The organism is Geosporobacter subterraneus DSM 17957 (genome assembly GCF_900142145.1).
Taxonomy (GTDB): domain Bacteria; phylum Bacillota; class Clostridia; order Peptostreptococcales; family Thermotaleaceae; genus Geosporobacter; species Geosporobacter subterraneus.
Genome location: NZ_FQZV01000043.1, coordinates 1 through 21,270 on the forward strand (window position 1 = coordinate 1; position 21,270 = coordinate 21,270).

20 protein-coding genes are annotated in these 21,270 nt (G+C 40.4%); 1 reads left to right on the plus strand and 19 read right to left on the minus strand.

Annotation, left to right across the window (positions count from 1 at the left end; all coding sequences use genetic code 11):
* Positions 1 to 385 precede the first annotated feature (385 nt).
* From BUB56_RS14250 to BUB56_RS14290, 11 genes are all read right to left on the minus strand, one after another.
* Positions 386 to 2,236 carry an ASKHA domain-containing protein gene (locus BUB56_RS14250; RefSeq protein ID WP_110941975.1) on the minus strand — a complete coding sequence of 617 codons (1,851 nt, stop codon included), beginning with the start codon at positions 2,234 to 2,236 and terminating at the stop codon, positions 386 to 388.
* A gap of 83 nt (positions 2,237 to 2,319) precedes the next feature.
* The gene (locus tag BUB56_RS14255) at positions 2,320 to 3,018 is read right to left on the minus strand and encodes a GntR family transcriptional regulator (protein ID WP_110941976.1); all 699 of its coding nucleotides are present in this window, start codon (positions 3,016 to 3,018) and stop codon (positions 2,320 to 2,322) included.
* On the minus strand, positions 2,996 to 3,691 hold the full coding sequence (locus BUB56_RS14260; RefSeq protein WP_110941977.1) for a cobalamin B12-binding domain-containing protein: 696 nt from the start codon (positions 3,689 to 3,691) through the stop codon (positions 2,996 to 2,998). The genes BUB56_RS14255 and BUB56_RS14260 overlap by 23 nt, the downstream gene beginning before the upstream one ends.
* Before the next feature lie 280 nt (positions 3,692 to 3,971).
* Positions 3,972 to 4,115, minus strand: a complete 144-nt coding sequence (locus tag BUB56_RS19495) for a hypothetical protein (protein ID WP_190014556.1) — start codon at positions 4,113 to 4,115, stop codon at positions 3,972 to 3,974.
* A 14-nt stretch (positions 4,116 to 4,129) separates the two neighbouring features.
* Entirely contained in the window at positions 4,130 to 5,287 is a 1,158-nt protein-coding gene (locus tag BUB56_RS14265) for a uroporphyrinogen decarboxylase family protein (protein ID WP_110941978.1), read from the minus strand.
* A 1-nt stretch (position 5,288) separates the two neighbouring features.
* Complete coding sequence (locus BUB56_RS14270; RefSeq protein WP_110941979.1) at positions 5,289 to 5,927, minus strand: cobalamin B12-binding domain-containing protein; 639 nt, start codon at positions 5,925 to 5,927, stop codon at positions 5,289 to 5,291.
* A 311-nt stretch (positions 5,928 to 6,238) separates the two neighbouring features.
* Positions 6,239 to 7,405: an MFS transporter gene (locus BUB56_RS14275; RefSeq protein WP_110941980.1), complete on the minus strand. Its 1,167-nt coding sequence runs from the start codon at positions 7,403 to 7,405 to the stop codon at positions 6,239 to 6,241.
* Between the two features lie 93 nt (positions 7,406 to 7,498).
* The gene (locus BUB56_RS19500; RefSeq protein ID WP_190014557.1) at positions 7,499 to 7,642 is read right to left on the minus strand and encodes a hypothetical protein; all 144 of its coding nucleotides are present in this window, start codon (positions 7,640 to 7,642) and stop codon (positions 7,499 to 7,501) included.
* Between the two features lie 11 nt (positions 7,643 to 7,653).
* The gene (locus tag BUB56_RS14280) at positions 7,654 to 8,814 is read right to left on the minus strand and encodes a uroporphyrinogen decarboxylase family protein (RefSeq protein WP_110941981.1); all 1,161 of its coding nucleotides are present in this window, start codon (positions 8,812 to 8,814) and stop codon (positions 7,654 to 7,656) included.
* A 1-nt stretch (position 8,815) separates the two neighbouring features.
* Positions 8,816 to 9,454: a cobalamin B12-binding domain-containing protein gene (locus BUB56_RS14285; protein WP_110941982.1), complete on the minus strand. Its 639-nt coding sequence runs from the start codon at positions 9,452 to 9,454 to the stop codon at positions 8,816 to 8,818.
* Positions 9,455 to 9,524: 70 nt separating this feature from the next.
* Positions 9,525 to 10,334 (minus strand): methyltetrahydrofolate cobalamin methyltransferase, encoded by an 810-nt coding sequence (locus BUB56_RS14290; RefSeq protein ID WP_110941983.1) that lies wholly within the window; start codon positions 10,332 to 10,334, stop codon positions 9,525 to 9,527.
* Between the two features lie 284 nt (positions 10,335 to 10,618).
* Between BUB56_RS14290 and BUB56_RS14295 the strand changes: the two genes are divergently transcribed.
* Entirely contained in the window at positions 10,619 to 11,338 is a 720-nt protein-coding gene (locus tag BUB56_RS14295; RefSeq protein WP_110941984.1) for a DUF1638 domain-containing protein, read from the plus strand.
* A gap of 171 nt (positions 11,339 to 11,509) precedes the next feature.
* Here the strand turns inward: BUB56_RS14295 and BUB56_RS14300 are convergent, their stop codons facing one another.
* The 8 genes from BUB56_RS14300 to BUB56_RS14335 form a co-directional block, all read right to left on the minus strand.
* Positions 11,510 to 12,697, minus strand: coding sequence for a DUF1576 domain-containing protein (locus tag BUB56_RS14300; protein WP_207650451.1), 1,188 nt, complete (start codon positions 12,695 to 12,697; stop codon positions 11,510 to 11,512).
* Between the two features lie 146 nt (positions 12,698 to 12,843).
* Entirely contained in the window at positions 12,844 to 14,241 is a 1,398-nt protein-coding gene (locus tag BUB56_RS14305; RefSeq protein WP_110941986.1) for an oxaloacetate decarboxylase subunit alpha, read from the minus strand.
* A gap of 105 nt (positions 14,242 to 14,346) precedes the next feature.
* On the minus strand, positions 14,347 to 15,900 hold the full coding sequence (gene citF, locus BUB56_RS14310; protein WP_207650452.1) for a citrate lyase subunit alpha: 1,554 nt from the start codon (positions 15,898 to 15,900) through the stop codon (positions 14,347 to 14,349).
* Positions 15,901 to 15,911: 11 nt separating this feature from the next.
* A complete protein-coding gene (locus tag BUB56_RS14315) occupies positions 15,912 to 16,790 on the minus strand; it encodes an HpcH/HpaI aldolase/citrate lyase family protein (protein WP_110941988.1) in 879 nt (292 codons plus the stop codon).
* Entirely contained in the window at positions 16,777 to 17,049 is a 273-nt protein-coding gene (locus BUB56_RS14320) for a citrate lyase subunit gamma (RefSeq protein WP_110941989.1), read from the minus strand. The genes BUB56_RS14315 and BUB56_RS14320 overlap by 14 nt, the downstream gene beginning before the upstream one ends.
* Positions 17,050 to 17,064: 15 nt before the next feature.
* The gene (gene citS, locus BUB56_RS14325) at positions 17,065 to 18,402 is read right to left on the minus strand and encodes a citrate/sodium symporter CitS (protein WP_110941990.1); all 1,338 of its coding nucleotides are present in this window, start codon (positions 18,400 to 18,402) and stop codon (positions 17,065 to 17,067) included.
* Between the two features lie 242 nt (positions 18,403 to 18,644).
* Positions 18,645 to 19,409 (minus strand): Na-translocating system protein MpsC family protein, encoded by a 765-nt coding sequence (locus BUB56_RS14330; RefSeq protein ID WP_110941991.1) that lies wholly within the window; start codon positions 19,407 to 19,409, stop codon positions 18,645 to 18,647.
* The gene (locus tag BUB56_RS14335; RefSeq protein ID WP_110941992.1) at positions 19,390 to 21,165 is read right to left on the minus strand and encodes a sensor histidine kinase; all 1,776 of its coding nucleotides are present in this window, start codon (positions 21,163 to 21,165) and stop codon (positions 19,390 to 19,392) included. The genes BUB56_RS14330 and BUB56_RS14335 overlap by 20 nt, the downstream gene beginning before the upstream one ends.
* Positions 21,166 to 21,270: the final 105 nt, after the last annotated feature.

A 21,270-nucleotide genomic window follows, 5' to 3' on the forward strand; every position in this document is an offset into this window, starting at 1 on the left:
AAAGCATCTTCGATGCTTTCGCTAGGAAACCCTAGGTTTCCTTCGACGGCTGCGCGGCAGCCTGAGCACCTTCCTGAATGCGGGCAGGGGATTTCATCCCCTACAACCCCTCTTTTTATATAATAGGAAAGCAGAACTTTCCTGTTATATAAAAAATAGGGCCTTACGCAGATTAGCCCTATTCGAATCACCTGTCAAGGGGACGATTTAAGGCCGCTGAAAAAGTCCAGGTTTTGTCATTCTGAGTGAAACGAAGAATCTTTAAAGGCGCTTAATTCCTCAGATCCTTCGCTGTGCTCAGGATGACAAACTCGACTTTTTGCCGTATTTTTGACTTTTTCAGTGGCCTCGGACAGTTCTTTTGACATACCGTCCTCTTGATATATTATTTAAAATACATAGAACGGGCAAAGATTGAAGAAAACTTTGGATGAGACGCCAGTTCTACAAAATCTACAAACTCGGCAATTTCTGCTGCTCTTTTGTATTCATGAGCAGAAACCAATGCTATCTTTGCACCGGTACCTGCTGCATTTCCAATCATTTTGATTCGATGCTCCAGCTCCTTGGGAATTAGTCCTATTCCGCAAGCACTATGGGGATTGAGATAGTTGCCAAAGGCCCCGGCCAATAGTACTTCATGAATATCCTCCACTTCCACACCTAACTTTTCCATGAGAATTTTCATCCCTGCTGCCATGGCTCCCTTGGCCAGCTGTACTTCCCGAATATCCTTCTGGGTAACCAGAATAGGATTTCCATGGGCTGTTGCAGCGGCATCTGCCAATAAGAATGCCTCTAGTCCTTCATGCTGCAAAATTCTTTCCTTATACCTCGCTGCTTGAGGACTTGTGATCTTCTCTTGAGACAAAAACCTTCCCTTATCGTCAAGAATGCCTGTTTGAAGCAATCCTGCAACTGCATCCAGTAGTCCCGACCCACAAATGCCACGGGGCTTAACGCCTCCAATAACAGAGTACTCCAGTTCCTCTCCAAAATAAACGTGGTCGATGGCCCCGACTGCTCCCCGCATGCCACTGCTGATTTGTGCCCCTTCAAAGGCAGGCCCTGCCGCTGTAGAACATGCAACGATTCTATCCTTAGAACCTAGGGCAATCTCTCCGTTGGTTCCAATATCAACCATCAGCTTGATCTGCTCACTCTTATCCATTTCTGCAGCCAAAAGCACAGCTACTGTATCTGCACCTACAAACCCTGCAATATTCGGAAGAACTAGGATTTTTCCCATTCGATTGATTCTGATCGGCAGACTGGCGGCATTGAGCACTACCGGTTCACTTATAGTAGGAATATAGGGCGATACTGAAATATACCGCGGGCTTAAGCCTAAAAAGAGGTGATGCATACAGGTGTTCCCTGCAACAGTGATCAAATAGATATCCTCGGTACTTAACCCAGCCTTTTCAGCAGCCTCCGTTATAAGCTTATTTATAGCTCCAATTACAGCCCTATGCAGCATTTCCAGTCCGCTTTCCTCTTGGTTTGCATAATTGCTGCGGCTGATGACATCGGCTCCAAATTTTGTTTGAGGATTTAGGGCAGATACAGCACTGATCTCTTTTCCAGAATTTAGGTCTATTAAATACCCGACAATCGTAGTGGTACCAATGTCAAAAGCCATGCCCAGCATTTTTCCTGTAGTATCCCCCTTTTCAATTCCGATGATCTCACGTCCATAGGTAACAGCAGTCAAGCGGTATTGGGCAGCCCGCAGGGCTTCCGGCAGTTGATGCAGTATAGGTATCTGTACATCTAAAGCTGCGGCAGACTCATCCTCGCCCTCAAATAAACTCCTTTTGAAGCGCTTCCAGTCCGATTGATGATCTCCTATAGATGGTCTTTTAACCTCTATGTACTTCTTAGTGATATGGGGCTCCAGCTTCACTGCCCTTTCTTCTGACACGAGTAAAATCTGATGCTGTCCCGTCTTTACCTGAAGAAGCTCTATAACGGTATTGTCATGTATTTCGGTAAAACAGGCAAGGTGAATGCCTTCACCAATTTCCTTATCACGCAGAAATCTCTTTTCCTTGTCAAAAGACTGTGTATTTCCGCTGATTATACGGATCTTGCATTTCCCACATTTTCTAGCCCCCCCACAGGGAAAATCATAATCTATTCCCCCGTCCCTTATGGCCTTCATCACTGTAGTACCTGCTGGAACTTCAATACTCTGTCCCGCTGGTAAAAAGGTTACACTGTATTTTTTCAACATATTCCTCCCCCTTATTTTCTTACGCCTATTGAAAAAGGAGCTACCTTCTGAAGGTAGCCCTTATTGATTTCTCATCTATTTTATTACTGACTTATTCCCTGAAGCTTGATATAGTCTCCTCTAAAATAGGTAATTCCCAGGCCCATAGGTTTGTTTTTACTATCATAAAGTTTTTGCTCTACTACCAGCAGTGCTAAATCCCCTTTTATATTCAGAAGCTTCTTCGTCTTTTCTTCCGGTACCTTTGCATAGATCAACAGCTCTTTTTTAAGTCCATATAAAGAGGTGTTTCTTGACACCATTTCCGGAAAAGTAGCCTGTTCTATTTCATTTTCTACAATAGGCATTCCCTTCTCATACAGTAAATATTTGATATCATAGGCCATAGGTTCTCCGTCTGTGTAAAACAGTCTGCGGATCATGATGACCTTTTTATTCTTGCTAATCTGAAGATTGCCGGCTAAATCTTCTGGAGGCATAATAATATCTACTGCTAGCAGCTTTGTATTGTCCACATTATTAATCAGATTGTTCATCTCATCATAATAAATAGTGTACTTGTTAAAATCAGGCTTTTCCACAAAATATCCCTTGCCGGGAATAGAATAAATATATCCTTCGTTCATCAAAATAGCCAGCCCTTTTCTTACAGTCATCCTGCTGGTGTCATATTCTTTGCATAGGGCTGTTTCTGACGGTATGTCATCCCCTGGATTCAAATCTCCGTTGTTAACCTTATTCCGAATATCTTCAACAATTTTAATGTATACCGGATTTTTCATCGTTTATTTCTCCCTGCTTATTGATACTTTCCATCCATTCAAGACATACCTTTGTTCCAATGGTAGCATCATTTGCAAAACTATCTGCTCCAATATACCTACAGATATCTGTAGTCATATGATTGGCACCAATAATAATCTTCACCTGATCCCTTAATTCTGCTTTTACGAAAGCCTCTACGATTTCTTTCATTGTTTCAATGGTATTCGTCAATGGCCCGCTTAATCCCACAATATGAGGCTTTACTCTTTGAACATTTTCAACAAAGACTTCCTTTGGAATATCCACCCCTAAATCAGTAACTTCAAATCCATTGGCTTCCAACATTCCTTTAAAAATATCTTTTCCAATGTCATGAATGTCTCCCTGGACAGTTCCTAAAACCACTTTGCCAAGGGGACGCTTATGATCCTGATAAAAATGGGCTCTCATTTTATCCAGGGATAATACCTGTCTGAAGATCAGCCCCGCCACAATTAGATCGGCAATATAATAATTCTTATTTTCGTACAGTTTCCCCACTCGGCTCATACCTTCATTAACCACCCCTAAGAGCTCTAAGGGCTCCAAACCGGCATCTAAGGCTTCCGTGGCTAAAGACACGACTTTATCCTCGTCCAGCTGCTCCACATATTTGATGATCAAATCTTTTAACTCTCCTAGATTATTCATTTTTTCCTCCATTCACTCTTGATGGATTTTGGTTTATTACGGTTATATTTTAAAAATCCGCTGAGAATTTTATGCTTATATTGGGCGTACTCTACTCCCTATAATTTATACTAATTCGATTAGGATCATAAAAACCCTTTTAAAATATTGATTGTTCTCAAAATAACCGTAATGTATATATCACAAGAGCTTAAGGCCATCATTCATTTTTAAAAAGGATGAAATAACAACTGCAACCCTGTATTTCAAGGGTTGCAGCCATATACATATCATGCTCCTCTTACATTAGCAAAAGCATTACAAAAGCAAACATCATTTCTTCATAGCCTTGGATCTTCGGAGCCATTACCGGAATAAGCTTTTCATCGATTTCCGGATGTTCTGCCATATATTCATCCCAAGTCTTGTAATATTGTGTATTCATGCAGCAGTCCTCCTTTAATAATTGGCATTTTCAGATACATATTCTAGAACAGCTTGCAGGTTCTCAATATTTACACTGTCCGCAGTAATAATGTTCTTGTCAAAGGTAAACATATATTTCCCGCCCGGTGCCAAGATATCGATCAGCTCCTTAGCCTTATCGATACACTGCTGCTTTGTGGCTGTCTTAAGCAATGTAATTGGATAGAAACCTGTAAGAATATGCTTTTTACCTAGCTTATCCTTAATCAGCTTCGGATCGCCATATTCAAACATCATTCTAGTATTTTCCGGCAGTTCATACAGATAGTCTAGGAAGCGGGTCCAATCATGCTCTACGAATAAATAGGCAGATTGCCCTGATGCTGCTAAATCGTCCACCAGCTTTTTGAAGGTCGGCCAGTAGTATTTTTCAAAATCCTTTTCTCTTAGAAAAGGCGCCATATGTAATGGAATAAAGGTAGCACCGTACGGGGATGGCGGGTGAGGAGGCATTCCTGTTTTAATCATCAATGGCAGAGCTGCCTCGCAGGCACCTACTACTTTGTCCGGAATTCTTCGGATATCTCCCACTATATTTTTAAAGCCTCTTAACTGGTCAGACATAAAATCAAAGGGTGCTTCACAGAAGCCGTCAAAACCGCCTATAGGAGAAAAGCCGTATTTCTCAGTAAGCTTTGCTATAATTATATTTCCATTTACTACATCATCGAAGAATGCTTTAAAGGCCTTCGCAAATACGATGGATCTTTGCACCGGATTCGTATCCAGCTCTGTATAAATCCTGGGCAGAACTCTCTCCATAATACAATCATAGGGTGATTGAATAAAATAGTCATAGTCCTCAGTTTCGAAGCCATGTACCTCCGGATGCTGCAAAAAACCACTGGAGCTCATTACAAAGTTTCTAGCACCCAGTATTTTATAATAAGAAGGATATCTAAAGGCCATGGCAGGATTTGTATCTGTAATAAAATCTCCGCACATCTTATCAAATGCTATTTCAAGCATGGAAGTATCCCATTGGGCTTGAGCTAAATCCATACCGGCATATTGGATGGCAAATTCTACGGAAAGTACAAGATTTATAGGTACTCGTTTCGGAAGCTTATTATCATATAAATCTTTAAATAACTGTATTCTCTCTTGTTGTAATGCTTTCATATCTGCCATATTAGCTCACCCACCCTTGACAGATTTTTACGCCTTCCGCCGCATTGGTTGTAAAGGCATCCGCACCGATTTGCTCACAGGCTTCCTTCGTTACAGGATTTCCACCGATAACGATTTTAACGTTTTCTCTTAAGCCCGCATTTTTTAATGCATCCACAATATTTTTCATAGAGTCCAGAGCCAATGTCAGTACACCGCTCATACCGATTACCTGAGGCTGCAGTTCCTTTACCTTCTCTATAAATGTGTTGGCAGATACGTCAATCCCTAAATCGTACACCTCAAAGCCTGCTGCTTCTGACATGCTCTTAAAGATATTCTTCCCAATGTCGTGTAAATCTCCCTCTACGGTTCCAAGCACAATACTGCCTATCTTTGTTGTATTGCCGCTTCCAATAACAGGCTTTAGGATGTCAATCGCACTGGAAAGGAGTTCCCCTGCAAAGATCAAGTCTCCAACAAAGTATTCTCCGCTGTCAAACAAATCCCCTACTAGAGCCATGCCCTGCTGACATGCCCCTACTACTTTTTGTGCTTCCTCTTCCGTTGGATTGGTTGCAACAAACTGGTTTAATAAGTCTAGTACCTTATCTTCCTCGAGATCTCCAACTGCTTGTGTCAGTAAATTAAGATCCACCATTTAAATTTCCCCCTTATTCGTTGTATTCATTTATCACTGCTGTGATAATTGAAGCTCAATGGATTATAGTCCAGTAAAGCTGAATCAATACCTAAAAACGGAATCTTAGAGGAAAGAGTGCCAGGAATCCTATATATACAGGTATTATATATGTATATTTAATTCTATTATATCAAACGTTTTCCCTATGTCAATAGAAGTGTAATTATATTTAAAATTTTCTGAATAATATTTCCTAAGGCAATCTTTCTGAACATCAATATATCCTTATCAAGGTTATAATGGAATTCTCAATAAATATCAGGCACTATTCAATATCTTCCCTTACCCGGCTCTGCAGCCTCTACAGGTTTTATGGATTTAACCAGGATGGCTAAACCGCCTATGGATATTCCTACTCCGCATAATAAAAATGTAAACCGCCCTCCTGTATTTCCCAATAGATTCCCCAGGGCAGATAAGGCAAAAGGAGAGACAAACTGGCCCAGGCTCATGGCACTCATAGCTACTGCAAGGGCTAAGGTAGTGGCAGATTTAGGGACTGCAGCCGCAACATTAATCATCACGCAAGGCATCGTAGTTCCAAATCCGATACCCATGGCAAGGGCAGCTGCTAAGATTAGATTAAAGCCCTGAGCATAACTTAATAAAATAAAGCTTAAACCGGTTAAGATTACACTGGAAGGGATTGTAAATTGCTTTAGGCTTTTAAACACGCCTCCAAATATGATTCCTGCTACAAGTCCTCCAGCCATCATCATGGTGATGACAATTCCTGCCGAAGCCGCATTTCCCAGATTTTCACTGGTAATCAATATAGCAGTATTGGTAAAGAAGGAAAAGATCAGCATGCCATAAAGCATAAGAATTAATGAAATACTGTAGACCGTTCCGCCTAGTGTTGTTTTTTCAGTGCTTGCATACTCAACTTTTTTCGGCTCCGGAAGCTTAAAGAAGGTGATCATTAGAACTGCCAATCCTATGCAATAAACATAAAAGGTATAATGCCAGTCTACTGCACTTAAAAAACCTGCAATTAAGCTTGTCACCACACCGCCTATATTAACGATAGCACTCTGATAACCCATCATGGCCCCACGTTCATGGCCTTCAAAAAAATCGGCAATTAAACCTGTAGAGAGCGGCATAATGAAACCCATACCAACACCCAAGATTGCCCTAAAGACTAAAATGATATCAAGATTATTAAAGAAGCTAGGTCCTACCCCGCCAATTAAAAACAAAATCAATCCAAAGAACAAGAGATTTCTCTTAGGGATAAAGCCTGACAGCTTTCCGCAAAGCAGTGTAAAAGGTATTATGAGTAACGCAGGCAGAGATACAATGAGCATGATTTTATTGGGGCTGGCATCACTAAAAACCATGCTTATATCCCCAAGGGCAGGTGATGCAGCTGTAGTAGCCATACTCAGAAAGGATATGGACAATACCACAAATCTTAGCATTGTTTTATTCACAGGTTAACACCTCTTTCTTTTAACTAATAAAAAGTGTAGCTGCAATCTCCTTATTCCAAAATTGCAGCTATCCCTGATAATCCTCAAATCCTGCTACATTAACAGCATCATTACAAAAGCAAACATCATTTCTTCATAGCCTTGCATTTTGGGAGCCATCACAGGAGCAAGCCTCTCGTCAATCTCAGGATGCTCTGCCATATATTCTTCCCAAGTTTTATAATACTGTGTATTCATATGAATCCCCCCTAATAGTCTGCATTTTTAGCTACATATTCCAGCACAGCCTGTAAATTCTCAATATTTACACTATCGGTAGTGATGATACCTTTATCGAAGTTAAAGATATATTTCCCCCCTGGTGCCAGGATATCAATTAGCTCTTTAGCCTTATCGATACATTGCTCCTTTGTTCCGGTCTTTAACAGCGTAATTGGGTAGAAGCCCATAATAATATGTTTTTTTCCTAGTTTTTCTTTAACCAGCTTCGGATCTCCATATTCAAACCACATTCTCGTATTTTCAGGCAGTTCATACAGATAATCGATATATCTCATCCAATCGTGCTCAACAAACAGCATCGATGGATATCCCATAGCAGCCAGTTCATCCACCAGTTTCTTAAATGTCGGCCAGTAGAATTTCTCGAAATCCTTATCCCGTATAAACGGAGCCATGTGCAGCGGAATAAATGTGTTGCCATATGGTGATGGCGGATGGGGCGGAATACCTGCTTTAATCATAATCGGTGTAACTGCTTCGCAAGCGGCTGCTACCTTATCCGGATATCTTCTGATATCTCCAGTGATGTTTTTAAAGCCCCTCAGCTGGTCTGCTACGAAGTCAAAGGGTGCTTCTGTCAGTACTTCAATTCCTCCGATAGGCGAATATCCGTACTTATCAGTCAGTTTTTGCGTCATCATCCCACCGCTAATCAACTCATCCCAGTATGCCTTGAAGGCCTTGGCGAATACGATGGATCTTTGCACTGGGTTGGTATTTAACTCGGTATAGATTCTTGGCAGGATTTTCTCCATGATACAGTCGTAGGGCGATGCAATAAAGGCATCATATTCATCTGCTTCCAGACCATGTACCTCCGGATGCTGCATAAACCCACTGGAGCTCATCACAAAGTTTCTAGCCCCCAGCAATTTATAATGAAGGGGATTTCTTAAGGAGATACCAGCAGGATTGGTATCGGTAAAGAAATCCTGGCACAGCTTCTCAAACACTTCTTCCAAAGCTGCTGTATTCCACTGCATTTCAGCCAGATCTTTACCTGCATACTGAATGGCAAACTCTAATGTCAGTCCTACATTAATAGGCACCCTTTTAGGAATTTTGCCGTCATATACATCTTCAAATAGCTTTGTTCTTTCCTGCTGCAACGCTTTTGCATCAGTCATGTTAACTCACCCACCCTTGACAGATTTTTACGCCTTCTGCTGCATTGGTGGTAAAGGCATCTGCACCAATTTGCTCACAGGCTTCTTTTGTTACTGGGTTTCCTCCGATAACGATTTTTACCTTATCTCTTAAGCCTGCCTTATGTAGTTCTTCTACCACATTCTTCATGGCATCAAGAGCCAATGTCAATACACCGCTCATTCCTACTACCTGAGGTTGAACCTCTTTAACCTTTTCTACAAAGGCACTGGCAGATACGTCAATACCCAAATCATAGACTTCAAAGCCTGCGGCTTCTGACATACTTTTAAATATATTTTTCCCGATATCATGAAGATCGCCCTCTACGGTTCCAAGCACAATACTACCTACCTTTGCTGCATCTCCGCTTCCTATTACTGGCTTTAATACATCTATGGCATTGGTCAGCAATTCACCTGCAAAAATCAAATCTCCCACAAAATATTCACCCTTATCAAACAAATCCCCTACTAAAGCCATGCCCTGCTGACATGCCCCTACTACCTTTTGTGCCTCTTCTTCGCTAGGATTGGCTGCCACAAATGCATTCAACATATCCAGCACGGTACCCTCTTCCAGATCTCCAATTGCCTGCGTTAATACATTTAAATCCATCATTGCAATGACCCCCTTATTCAATATGATTTTTATCTCTCATCACCTTTGCAGTGACGTGTACAGTAAGATTTTAAACTTCTTTTAGCGGCCCTATTTTATTCTTTCTATAGGCTGTAGAGTAATTTCTGCAATATCTGTCTCTGCCTAGCAATGCTTCTGTTGCAAGTAATGTTGCCAGCATATCCCTGTTACATGGATCCATTATCGCTGAATCCATTCCTACAAAGGCTGCAATGGTTAAGAAACTTTGATTGACCACTTTTCTCAAGGGCATGCTGAAGGAAATATTGCTTAGTCCTGAAGTAACCTTGATGGTAGGATACATTTCCTTAATAGTTCTGGTTGTCTCTACAAAATTCATCAAAGATGTATTATCGGTGGATAAGGCCATTACCAGCGGGTCAATATGTATCCTGTCCGGTGCAATATCATATTTTTCGGCTTTCTCCACCAATATTTTGGTGATATCTACTCTGGTCTTTACATCGCAGGGAATTCCGTTATTGTCGCAGGTTAATCCGATCACCTGCCAGTCTGTACCCTGAATCATAGGATAGATAACTTCACATTTATCTCCCTCCCCCGATACAGAGTTAATGATTCCCGGTTTTCTCGCATACCGAAAGACTGCTTCGATGGTTCTGGCATTTGGACTATCGATACTAATCGGTTTATCCACTGCATCCTGAACGATATCCATCAGCCACCTGAGGGTTTCCGCCTCATACTCCGGTGCTGTGCTGGCACATACATCGATGTAATCTGCCCCTGCATCTACTTGTTTGATCGCCAGATTACGGATAAATTCTTCATTTTTTTCTTCAATAGCCTTTTTCACACTTGGAATCGTACCATTAATTTTTTCCCCGATTACGATCATCCACTCTTCCCCCTTTACTTCATAATTTTACAATCTGTATATACAGGTTATGTATATGTATATACTTTTATTATAGCAAAGGTTTTCCCTATGTCAATATATATACGGAATTTTTTGAAAATATTTAAAATATTATCTAACAAGGTGAATAGGGGCCCTTTAACCTCCTTTAGCCTATTTATTCGCCTTGGGTTCAATTTTCCTGAGATCATCAGATTTTGACAATCCTTATTGTCTGAATTATGATATTGCTATGTATAATATGTTCACTAGGGGGAAGCACGATGAACACTTTGATGATTGCCTGCCGTACCATTGCCGATGAGCTGAATATGGCTATGGAGGAAACCGCCTGTAGGTATCCTATCCTATGGATTGAATCAGGACTGCACCTATATCCGGATTCCTTGAAGAAGAGACTTCAGGAAGAACTAGATCATATTTCTAACGTAGATCAGGTTTTGATGGCCTTTGGCTATTGCGGCAATTCCCTGCTGGGAATCACGCCGCCTACTTATAAAATGATCTTTCCACGGGTAGATGACTGTATTACTTTACTTCTTGGCTCCTGTGAGAAACGGAAGGCCATTTCCGATGAAATGGGTACATATTTCCTTACCCATGGTTGGCTGCAATATGAAAAGAATATCTGGAGTGAATATCAGGAAGCTATCCATCGCTATGGAAAATCACGGGCTGATAAAATCTATAAAGTCCTCCTGCAGCATTATAAACGGCTGGGTGTCATTGAAACAGGGGCGTATCCGATAGAGGAATTTCTGGAAAAAACCCATGTGATTGCTGAGGACTTAAAGCTTTGTCATCAAGTCATTCCTGGGACCCTTCAATATATTAAGAAACTGTTGACAGGACCTTGGGATGAAGATTTTATAACGATTCAACCGAGTGAAACCGTTACCTTTGCGCATATCTATGGGGATAACTGGAATGCTCAAAAGAACGCTTCAGTTTATGGTATGACAGCTGAGGAAAAAACAGTATAGTACAATCGGATAGGAGACTGCCCATTAATTGAGTAGTCCACCTTCCATACCACTGTCCTCTTGGCTATGTGCTTGGCACTATCAATCCCCACTCAGAATTTTCACCCGCTAATTTGCGCCCATGCCGGCCGCACAGAAATAGGACAGTTCTAATGAAAGAACTGTCCTATTTTAGTCTTCCTTCTTAAACGCCTCAATAATGGGAACCAGGGTTGCTGCAACGATTCCTCCTGAAAACCCGTTATTGTACAGATTTAATCCAGCGTGCAGGTATCCAACATTCTGTACCACCAGAGAGTGGAGAAAACCGGCAAGAATACCATACCTCCATCCAAACTGCCCTGCAATGGGCGCTAATGTCGTACCGAACAAGGAAGCTAGCAGCATTCCTGGGTCATTGATATTCCACAGCTTTGTCAATCCACCTAAAGCTACTCCGGCAAATATAGGAAGCATGTTTGATAAATGCTTTCCAAAGGCACTAAATCCTACAATTGTAAAAATTCCCCCAATGATAGGCCCATTAAGAACCCCTCCAATCAGAATCACATATGCAGTCGCAAATAATCCATTGATTCCCATGTTCATTAAGGTAATTGGAAAGCCTTCCAGTACTACAAAGTCTGTAACTGCCCTTCCAGAATATTGATACAGTTTTTGAAGTCCTCGTAAGGACATCCCGTTATGAAAATAACCTATGGCCAGCATACTTAAGAACATCATCATCAAGAGTAGGGCCAAAGGTTTCTGATGTCCTGTAGACCAGATCATTCTCGTATCCAGCTTGAGGCCATTAGACTTGAGAATAGAAACAAGGACGGTTCCAATGATCCCTGCTGTAAAGCCAATATTATATAGATTGAAGCCTTGGTGAATTCTCATCATATGAGAAGAGAGAGGGGGGAGGATGAAACCAATAGCAATACCTATAAGGATTCCAAGGGGTATACTGAGGGTTCTTGGTAGATTTAGTCCAAACATAATCTGTGTAACTGTGGGAGCCAAGCTTGTTCCAAATAGCGCAATATATACGTATTTGCTGAATTTTTCCTTTTGGTATCGGCCATAGAGCCATACGCCCAAAATGATAAACCACACATTGAACAGATTTTTTCCAAAGAGCCCGAATCCGGACATTAGCCACAGACTTGATACTGCAGCTCCCGTAATTTTGATATCTAAAAAGCTCAGCATGCCTATGGAAAGCAGCATTAACAGTCCGGCGTTCACAAAAGCTGCTCCAAGTCCGCCTATACTGATATAGTCCGTAATTAGAAAATCCGGCTCTACAACCAGACGGTAAAGTCCCGATGCAATCCCCTTTGGGGTATCCATTGTCATGCCAAATACGAAAAGCATCAGTCCCCATATCATCAAAATAAAGTAATTGCTGCGATTTTCCAGTTTGCTTTTCTCATATAAAAAAACAGGTTTTATATAAATACCTTTAAAAATAAAAATCCCCCCTTACCCAAATCTATATCCTAATTATGTCTAGGGCACATCTATACAGGATAGGTCTTTTGCTCTTTGTCTGCGCAACTGCTGTCAATCTGATATTTCTTTGCCTGTCTATATTTAAAATATTCTAATGCCACTTGAGGAAAAAGTGCATAGGATAATACATCTTCTTCCTGCTCAAAATATTCTTTCATTTCATTTTTAATGGTTTCAAGCTGAGATGGAATCAGGTCTGCAGGCCTGCAGACAATCACGTCTTCATTTCCGATGATTTTTCTTCTGATTTCTTCTTTGATTTCTACGGTAGGTCTTCCATATTCGCCCCTGACATAGGCCTTAATTTCTTTTGGAACCATCTTATATCTTTCTCCTAGAACCACATTAAAAACAGCCTGGGTCCCTACCATCTGGCTCATGGGTGTAACCAATGGAGGAAATCCTAAGTCTTCTCTAACCCGAGGGACTTCCTTCAACACTTCTTCATATTTATCCACCGCATTTTGCATTTTTAACTGTGACACCAAGTTAGAGAGCATTCCCCCAGGTACTTGGTATACAAGGGCATTTACGTCAACCCCTAATACCTTCGGATCCAGTTGTTTTGTTTCCAGGTATTTATCCCGAATCGGTCTGAAGTGGTCCGCAATCTGGTTTAACACTTCAAGGCTTAACCCTGTGTCATATTGTGTTCTCTGCAATGTGGCTACCAAGGGTTCTGTAGGCGGCTGTGAGGTACCCAGGGCCATAGGCGATATTGCACAATCCACCACATCTACACCGGCTTCGATGGCTTTCAGATAAGTCATTGAAGCGATTCCACTGGTATAATGGGTGTGCAGCTGAATAGGTACCTTAACGGTCTTTTTCAACATGGTGATCAATTCAAAGGCATAATAGGGTGTCAAAATTCCTGACATGTCTTTCACACAGATAGAATCAGCGCCCATGTCTACCATCTGCTTTGCAACCTTCAAATAATGCTCTGTATTATGTGCAGGACTGATGGTATAAGATATGGCAGCCTGTGCATGTCCACCTTCCTTTTTGGTTGTCTTCAGCGCAGTTTCCAGATTTCTTGCATCATTTAAGGCATCGAATATCCTAATAATATCTATGCCGTTTGCAATGGCTTTTTTAACAAATTCGGAAACCACATCATCAGAATAGTGCTTATATCCCAAAAGATTCTGTCCTCTCAGGAGCATCTGTAATTTCGTATGCTTCACATGCTTTCGGATGAGTCTTAATCTTTCCCATGGATCTTCATTTAAGAATCGAAGACAGGCGTCAAAGGTTGCTCCTCCCCATACCTCAAGGGAGTGATACCCTACCTTATCGAGGGTTTCTAGTATGGGAGACATTTCCTCCGTTTTCATTCGTGTAGCAACCAATGACTGATGGGCGTCTCTTAATACGGTCTCAGAGATCTTTATCTTTGCCATGTTTCTCCTCCTTGCTTATTTTTCTCTGCCACATTGCCTTTATAGCAAAATAGCAGGCAGCTTCTAAATCCACCTGCTATCTTGCTATTGAAAGGGATATGGTCCTTATTTTACAACATTTCTTATAACATCCATTACCGTTCCATCTCTATATTCTATAATCCCTACAATCTTATCTCCAAATGTCACCTTTTCGGGCTTGCCCGTAAAGTTTTCAGCTAAGTTCTTCAGCTCTTCGATGGTCATAACCGGCAGGTTGGTCTTCTTTAGCGTTTGCAATAATTCTGCATTTTTAGGATTTACCGCAATACCCCTTTCTGTTACTACTACATCCACCGTTTCTCCCGGTGTCACCACAGTGGTCACTTCATCTACCACAATGGGTATCCGCTTTCTCATCAACGGTGCTACTACAACCGTCAATTTTGCTCCTGCGGCAGTATCCGGATGTCCACCCTGGGCTCCCATGATTACACCGGTAGAAGCAGTCATAACATTTACATTATAGTGAACATCTACCTCTGTAGCAGAAAGGATCATGATATCCAGCTTATTGGCTACGCATCCCTTGTTGTGAGGATTTGCATACATAGAAGCAGACATCTCCACATGATTTTCATTTCTCATAAAAGATGTGGCCGCTTTCGCATCGAAGGTTTGTGTATCCAGTAAGGTTCTGAATAATCCCTCCTCCAGCAGCTCCACCAGATAGGATGTAGCTCCACCGGAAGCAAAGGATCCCACAATATTATTTTCCTTCATATAATCCCTTAAAAACTTGGCCACTGCAAGGGATGCACCGCCGCTTCCTGCCTGAAAGGAAAATCCTTCCTTAACTAATCCTGATTGAATCAGGACTTCACTGGCGTATTCTGCAATTAAAAGCTCTAAAGGATTTTGGGTTACCCTTGTAGCCCCTGCACTGATCAGACTTGGATCTCCAATTTCCTCTACTACGACAACATAATCAACCAGATATTGGGGGATGCTGATGGGATAGGCCGGATAAGGTACCAGATTATCCGTTATAGCCACTACCTTATCTGCATATTGTGCGTCTACCATTGGATATCCCATTGCACCAAAGGCAGATTTGCCCAATTTTCCATTCATATTTCCCATCTCATCACAACAGGATGCGGCAATAAAGGCTACGTCAATTTTCACTTCACCTGATTCAATAGCTCTAGCCCTTCCCCCATGGGTTCTAAAAATCACCGGTTTTGGCAGGATGCAATTGGTAGTAATTTCCTTTGCAATATTGCCTCTTAACCCACTGGTATGCAGTCCGGTTACCACACCGCTTTTAATATGCTCAATCAAACCTTCATGGGCATTGGTCAAAGAAGAAGAACAAATGGTAATATCTTTGATCCCCATATTTGCTATCTCATCCATTACCATCATGAGCACATAATCACCGTTTCTAAGATGGTGGTGGAAAGAAACAGTCATTCCATCCTTCAATCCTGTTTTCTCGATAGCTTCTCTAATTGATCCTAACAGTTTTTGGTCTGTTGGCACGACTTTGCTATTTATGGCGCCATGCCTCCTACCTGCTACTTCTGCATCAAATATTCCGTTAAAAGGCTTTAGTTCTCCGATACCCTCAATATAGGTGGGAACCATTCTTCCAGCTTTATTTTTTACGAACTCCATTTTCATCCCCCTTATTTTAGTACCTTCGCAGCTTTAGCCAAGCTAATGATTCGTTCAGCTTTTTGAATAACCGGCACATCTACCATCTTTCCGTCTACCGTAATAACCCCTATGCCTTTCTCTTCTGCCTCCTTAGCAGCTTCGATGATTCTCAAGGATTTTTCTACCTCTTCCTGTGAAGGTGTAAATATTTTGTGCACTTCCTTCACTTGTGCAGGATGAACACAGGATTTGCCGGAGAATCCCATAATTTTTGCTTCTTGTACTTCGGCTTTAAAGCCCTCAATATCAGATACATCTGACCATACCGTATCAATGGCATCTACATTGGCAACACTGGCTGCAAGGACAATATAAGATCTTGCATAGGCCAGTTCTTTCGCCGTTTTTGTTCTGTCTACACCAAGGATCCTTGTATAGTCTTCTGCACCAAAGGATATGGATACGACTCTCGGACTTGCTGTGGCAATGGCAAGTGCATTCAAAACTCCCTTAGGTGTTTCAATAGCACATTGTACTTTCACTGCTCCAACATCAATATTATTTTCCTTCTCAACTTCTGTCAGCAGTGCTTCCAGCTTTTTTACATCTTCTGCTGTTTCACACATCGGCAGTCTTATATTTCGTACCCCGGCTTTTACTATTTCTCTAACATCGGTTTCTCCAAAGGCCGTATAGAGAGGATTGATTCTGACGAATATCTCAATATCTTTAAAATCTAAAGTCTTTACTGCTTCACACAATAAATCTCTTGCACTGTCCTTTTCTGCATAAGCCACTGCATCCTCTAAGTCAAAAATAATGCAATCGGGATGATACACAGGTGTATTATAGAACATCTTCGGTTCGCTTGCCGGGCAAAATAGCATTGTTCTTCTAAGCTTCTTCATATTTAGCCCCCCTCGCTCTTCGGATTGCAGTTTTTACTCTTGCTCTAATGGCAAAATCCAGAGATCCGAATTCGGATACTTCGATATCTGCATTTTCAACCTTCAGTTCATTGGCAGCATCCTTTACTGCTTCTAACATCTGCTTTCCAAATAACAGCTTCAGCTTGCTGTTGATATGGATATTTAATCCGCCTGTATCCTTTAAGGTTACTTTTACAAGACAGTCTTGTTCTCTTTCAAATCCTGCAGTTCCTACCATGCTTTCCCTCCTTAACTAAAACAACATACCAAATACGATACTTGCTATAACCAGCATGATCCCTCCGCCAAGTCTCGAAGAAATTTGTGCAAAGGATATTAAATCCATTCTTTTAGCAGCACCTAGTACTGCCAAATCTCCTGAACCGCCTCTGTTGGCCATACACAATCCTGCCGTAATCGCCGATTCAATCGGATAGAATCCTACAAAATAGCCGAATAATGCAGTTCCAACTACAGCACCGGTTACAATAAATGCAGATATTACAACGTTTGTTACGTTAATGGCAGCAATGATTTCTGCCAAATCCGTATAGGCTACCCCTACACCAATCATAATCACCCATAGAAATTGTCCCGAGAAAAAGCTTTGAAGTTTTTTAGCACCTTGCTTTAATTCTTCCGGAATGATATTGATCATGTTGAAAACCGCCACCAGCAGCACCATGTATGCAAAAGTATGAATTTTAACGCCGCCGATTGTAGGCAGAATGGTCTTGCTCATCAAGGTTCCAAGAAGAAACATACCGATTGAAAGTACCAATCCCGCTCCCACTTCTTTGTGTGTAATCTTTAAGTTTGATTTTTCATCCTCGGCATCAAATCCTTTTCCTCTAACCAATTCTCCGTTGCCCGATAACATAGGCTTCTTTTGACCTAATTTATTTAAGATTGCAGCAAAGAATATGGATATAATGTTTGCAATGGTAAGAATCGGTAGTGCAAAGGATAGGAACTGTTTTGGATCATTTCCTGTGGTAGCTGCATAGATTTCACTCATTGGCAGCGCACCTGCACCGGTTCCGCCGCCCATGATAGGCAGTACGTACATACTCAATACATTGGTAACAGGTACTCCAGTAAGCAATCCGCCAATTGCCCCAAACACCATTGCCCCAAGGACGCCCACGATGATTGTCGGCACATACCCTACCATTGCTCTCATCAGTAGTTTTCTGTTTACCGAAAGCATGCTGCCCGTGATCAATACAGCAATAAAGAGTGTTAGAAAATCTGTGTCTTCCATAAATACAGTGATAGATTCTATTGTTTTTTCAGGCATGATTTTGCTGTAAACCAAATAGGCAGAACCTAAAAATCCAAGAATTGCTCCTCCACCGATATACTCATTCCAAATAGGAATACGATCTCCTATTTCTCCAAATATAGCTCCTAGCACCAAACAAGCTCCTAAAGCCCCTACAATGGATACAGGTAAAACCCCTGCAACAGACGCACCGATTGTGATTACTGCAAAGAGTACAAATAAGGGCAATGGAATTCCATATACCTTCATTTGCTTTTTTTCCTGTTTTTCACCCTGAGCCACTTTTGCACCTTGCGTAATTTCCATAATACTCCTCCTCATATTTTTTATAATTTTTGAAAAACAAAAAAGGCCAACACAGAAATAATGATTTCTGTGTTGACCTATTTAAGCTAAATCCATAGACTTTCTCAAATAAACTCAAACACTCGGTTTATGATTAAATTTTGATTTCCATTAGCTATTTCGAAAAGCTTTTCACAGAAAACCTTTTCAAACCTAGCTTTAATTTTAATATACAATAATTCTATTTTATTGTAAAGTATTTTTTAACAAACAGAGAAATAAAGTCGATTTTTGTCGTCTATAATATCGATTTCTACAGCTTCCAACCTAATTTCCCATTGAAAAAACTCTTTTATACTTTCCTTCATCTCTTCCTCATAATCCTTATAAAATACTTCACGGTTATATTTTACGATGGATATATTTTTCTCTTTTTCTAAAAGAGTTTTCTCCATTTTTGTAAAAGCTTCTAATATTTCTATCTCTAAAGTTGTACCATGAAGGAATGCTTTTACATTTTTCGGGCCCTTTCCAGTTTTTTCTTTAATAAATTTTGCAATGGCGTTTTTAATATTATCTTCCATCGTCTGTTTTTCTTCTTTGGAAAGTATCCTATTTCTAATTTCTAAAAGTTCTCCTCTGCTTCTATAAATTTTTACTGCAATACGCTCCATAGCCGCCACAAGTTCTCTAGCATCTAAGGGCTTGACCAGATATTTTTCGATACCTACATCCACGGCCTTTAAAATCATATCTTTCTCTGAAAAAGCAGTGGTAATGATAATGGGTACATCGCTGATCTTTCTGATCTCCCTTGCCATGGAAATACCGTCCATAGCAGGCATCCTCAGGTCGGAGATGACCAGATCAGGCCTGTTTAACTTAAATTCCGCTAAGCCGAGTTTGCCATTTTTAGCAGTAATCAGCCTTCCAGTTCTCTTTTTTAGAAAAAAACTCATCTGCTCCATTACTTCTTCTTCATCCTCTACATAAAGGACTTTTAAATTTTTAAGCAAGCTGCTGTTCATACACGCTACCCCCTCCCTTAGGTAGAATAATCACTGCCTTAGTTCCCTCCTCTGTATTTTCTATCAATAAATCTCCATTGAATTTTTCTTTTAATATATTCTTTGAGATATACAAACCCAGTCCTGTTCCATGATCACCTTTTGTAGTTACATATGGCTCAAACAGCCTGTCTTGAACCTCCTGCTGAATTCCTCCGCCATTGTCGGTGATCTCAACAATAACCTCTTTTTCCTTTTCTTCAATCCCAATATCTATATACTTTTTTCCGTTTCCTTCTGTCATCGCATCAATTGCATTATTTAACAGATTCAATACGACCTGTGAAAATACGTTGCTTTCACCTCTTATGGTTAAACTCTGAGTACCTCTCAGACTTACTTCAATTTCCAGATTATTGATTCGTTCTGTATTTAAATCGATAGCAAAATTAACAGCTTCCCAGACATTAAATTCCAACTTTTCATATTGAGGTTTAAAAAAGAATTTAAAATCGTCAATGGTTTTCGCCATTTTATCTATGAATTTATAATTTGATTCCATCAATTTTTTAAGATAATCTTCATCATTTTCTCCCAGTGTATAATAATCCTCAATATTATAAAGTGAGAGCTTAAGTGCATTTAAGGGCTGTTTCAATTGATGAGCTATAGTAGCAAGCATTTCCCCCATAGCGGCAAATTTGGACTGATGCATTAAAAGAGCATTTTTTTCCTTTAATTCATTTAAATACACAGTTTCTACCATGAGGGTATTCTTCTTTATTTCTACACGATAAATGTATCCTATAATCACTAAACCGGTTGCAATCAGTAAAAGACAAGCTAATATCGTTACATTCCTAATACCTTCAATGCCCGATATGGTTTCTTTATAGTCCAAAGAAAAATTCACAATGAAAAATGTATCTCCTACATCACTTGTAGTAAATGCACTAATTTTTTTAACCCGTTTCCCTTCTCCAGGCCATATAGAGTGGTAAGTTCCAACGCCTGTCTCCTTATTGGTCTGCCTCTCTACTATACTTTCCAGCTCACTCCAGTCATAATTCGGATATTGCCTTTTTCTGACTTCCACCACATCTTCTCCGATCCCTTCATTAGAAGGATGAAAAAGCAGCCTTCCATAACGATCCTTTAAGGAAATATATCCCTTTTGATTTAGTTTATAGTCTGCAATATAGGTGCTAAAAATATAATTGGTATTCAGCTTCATTCTTATAAAACCTAAAACATCTTTGTCTATTCTAACCGGGTAAGTTATGTTGATACTCCTTTCTCCTTTAGGTTCTATGAAATAGGTTTCCTTCCCTGCTATAATGGCCTTTTTAACATCTTCTCCCATATTGTAAACATATTGAGGATCATTTGTATAGGCCTTTAATAGGCTTCCATACTTGTCAATAAGCTCTAATGCAATATACTCTTGTTTTTGAAGCCTAAATAGCAGCTCAATTAACTTAACTTCCTTTACACGGCCCTGAGTTAGTTTTAAAAACTCTTCCTGAAACTGCGGCTCATTGAGTATCTCCCTGAGATAATAATCTTTTTTTTCAAAGTATCCTTCCATCTGTGCCGCTACTGTTGTAGCCACACTCAGAATATTATTCTGCTCGGAAATCACCATCATATCCTTGTAATAGTTGTAACTTTCCATTACCAATCCTAAAATAACCGCCATTAATATGGCCGTTATCAAGATCAGCTTGAATATTCTATAATATACTTTATTATTAATTTTTCTTATTTTATCCTGCATATGTGATCCTTTCTAATGGTCAGATGCCTTTTCCTTTTATTTTATCATGTTTAAAATGACTAGAATAAATAATTTTTTTCCAGTTCTCTAAAATAGCAATTGAAA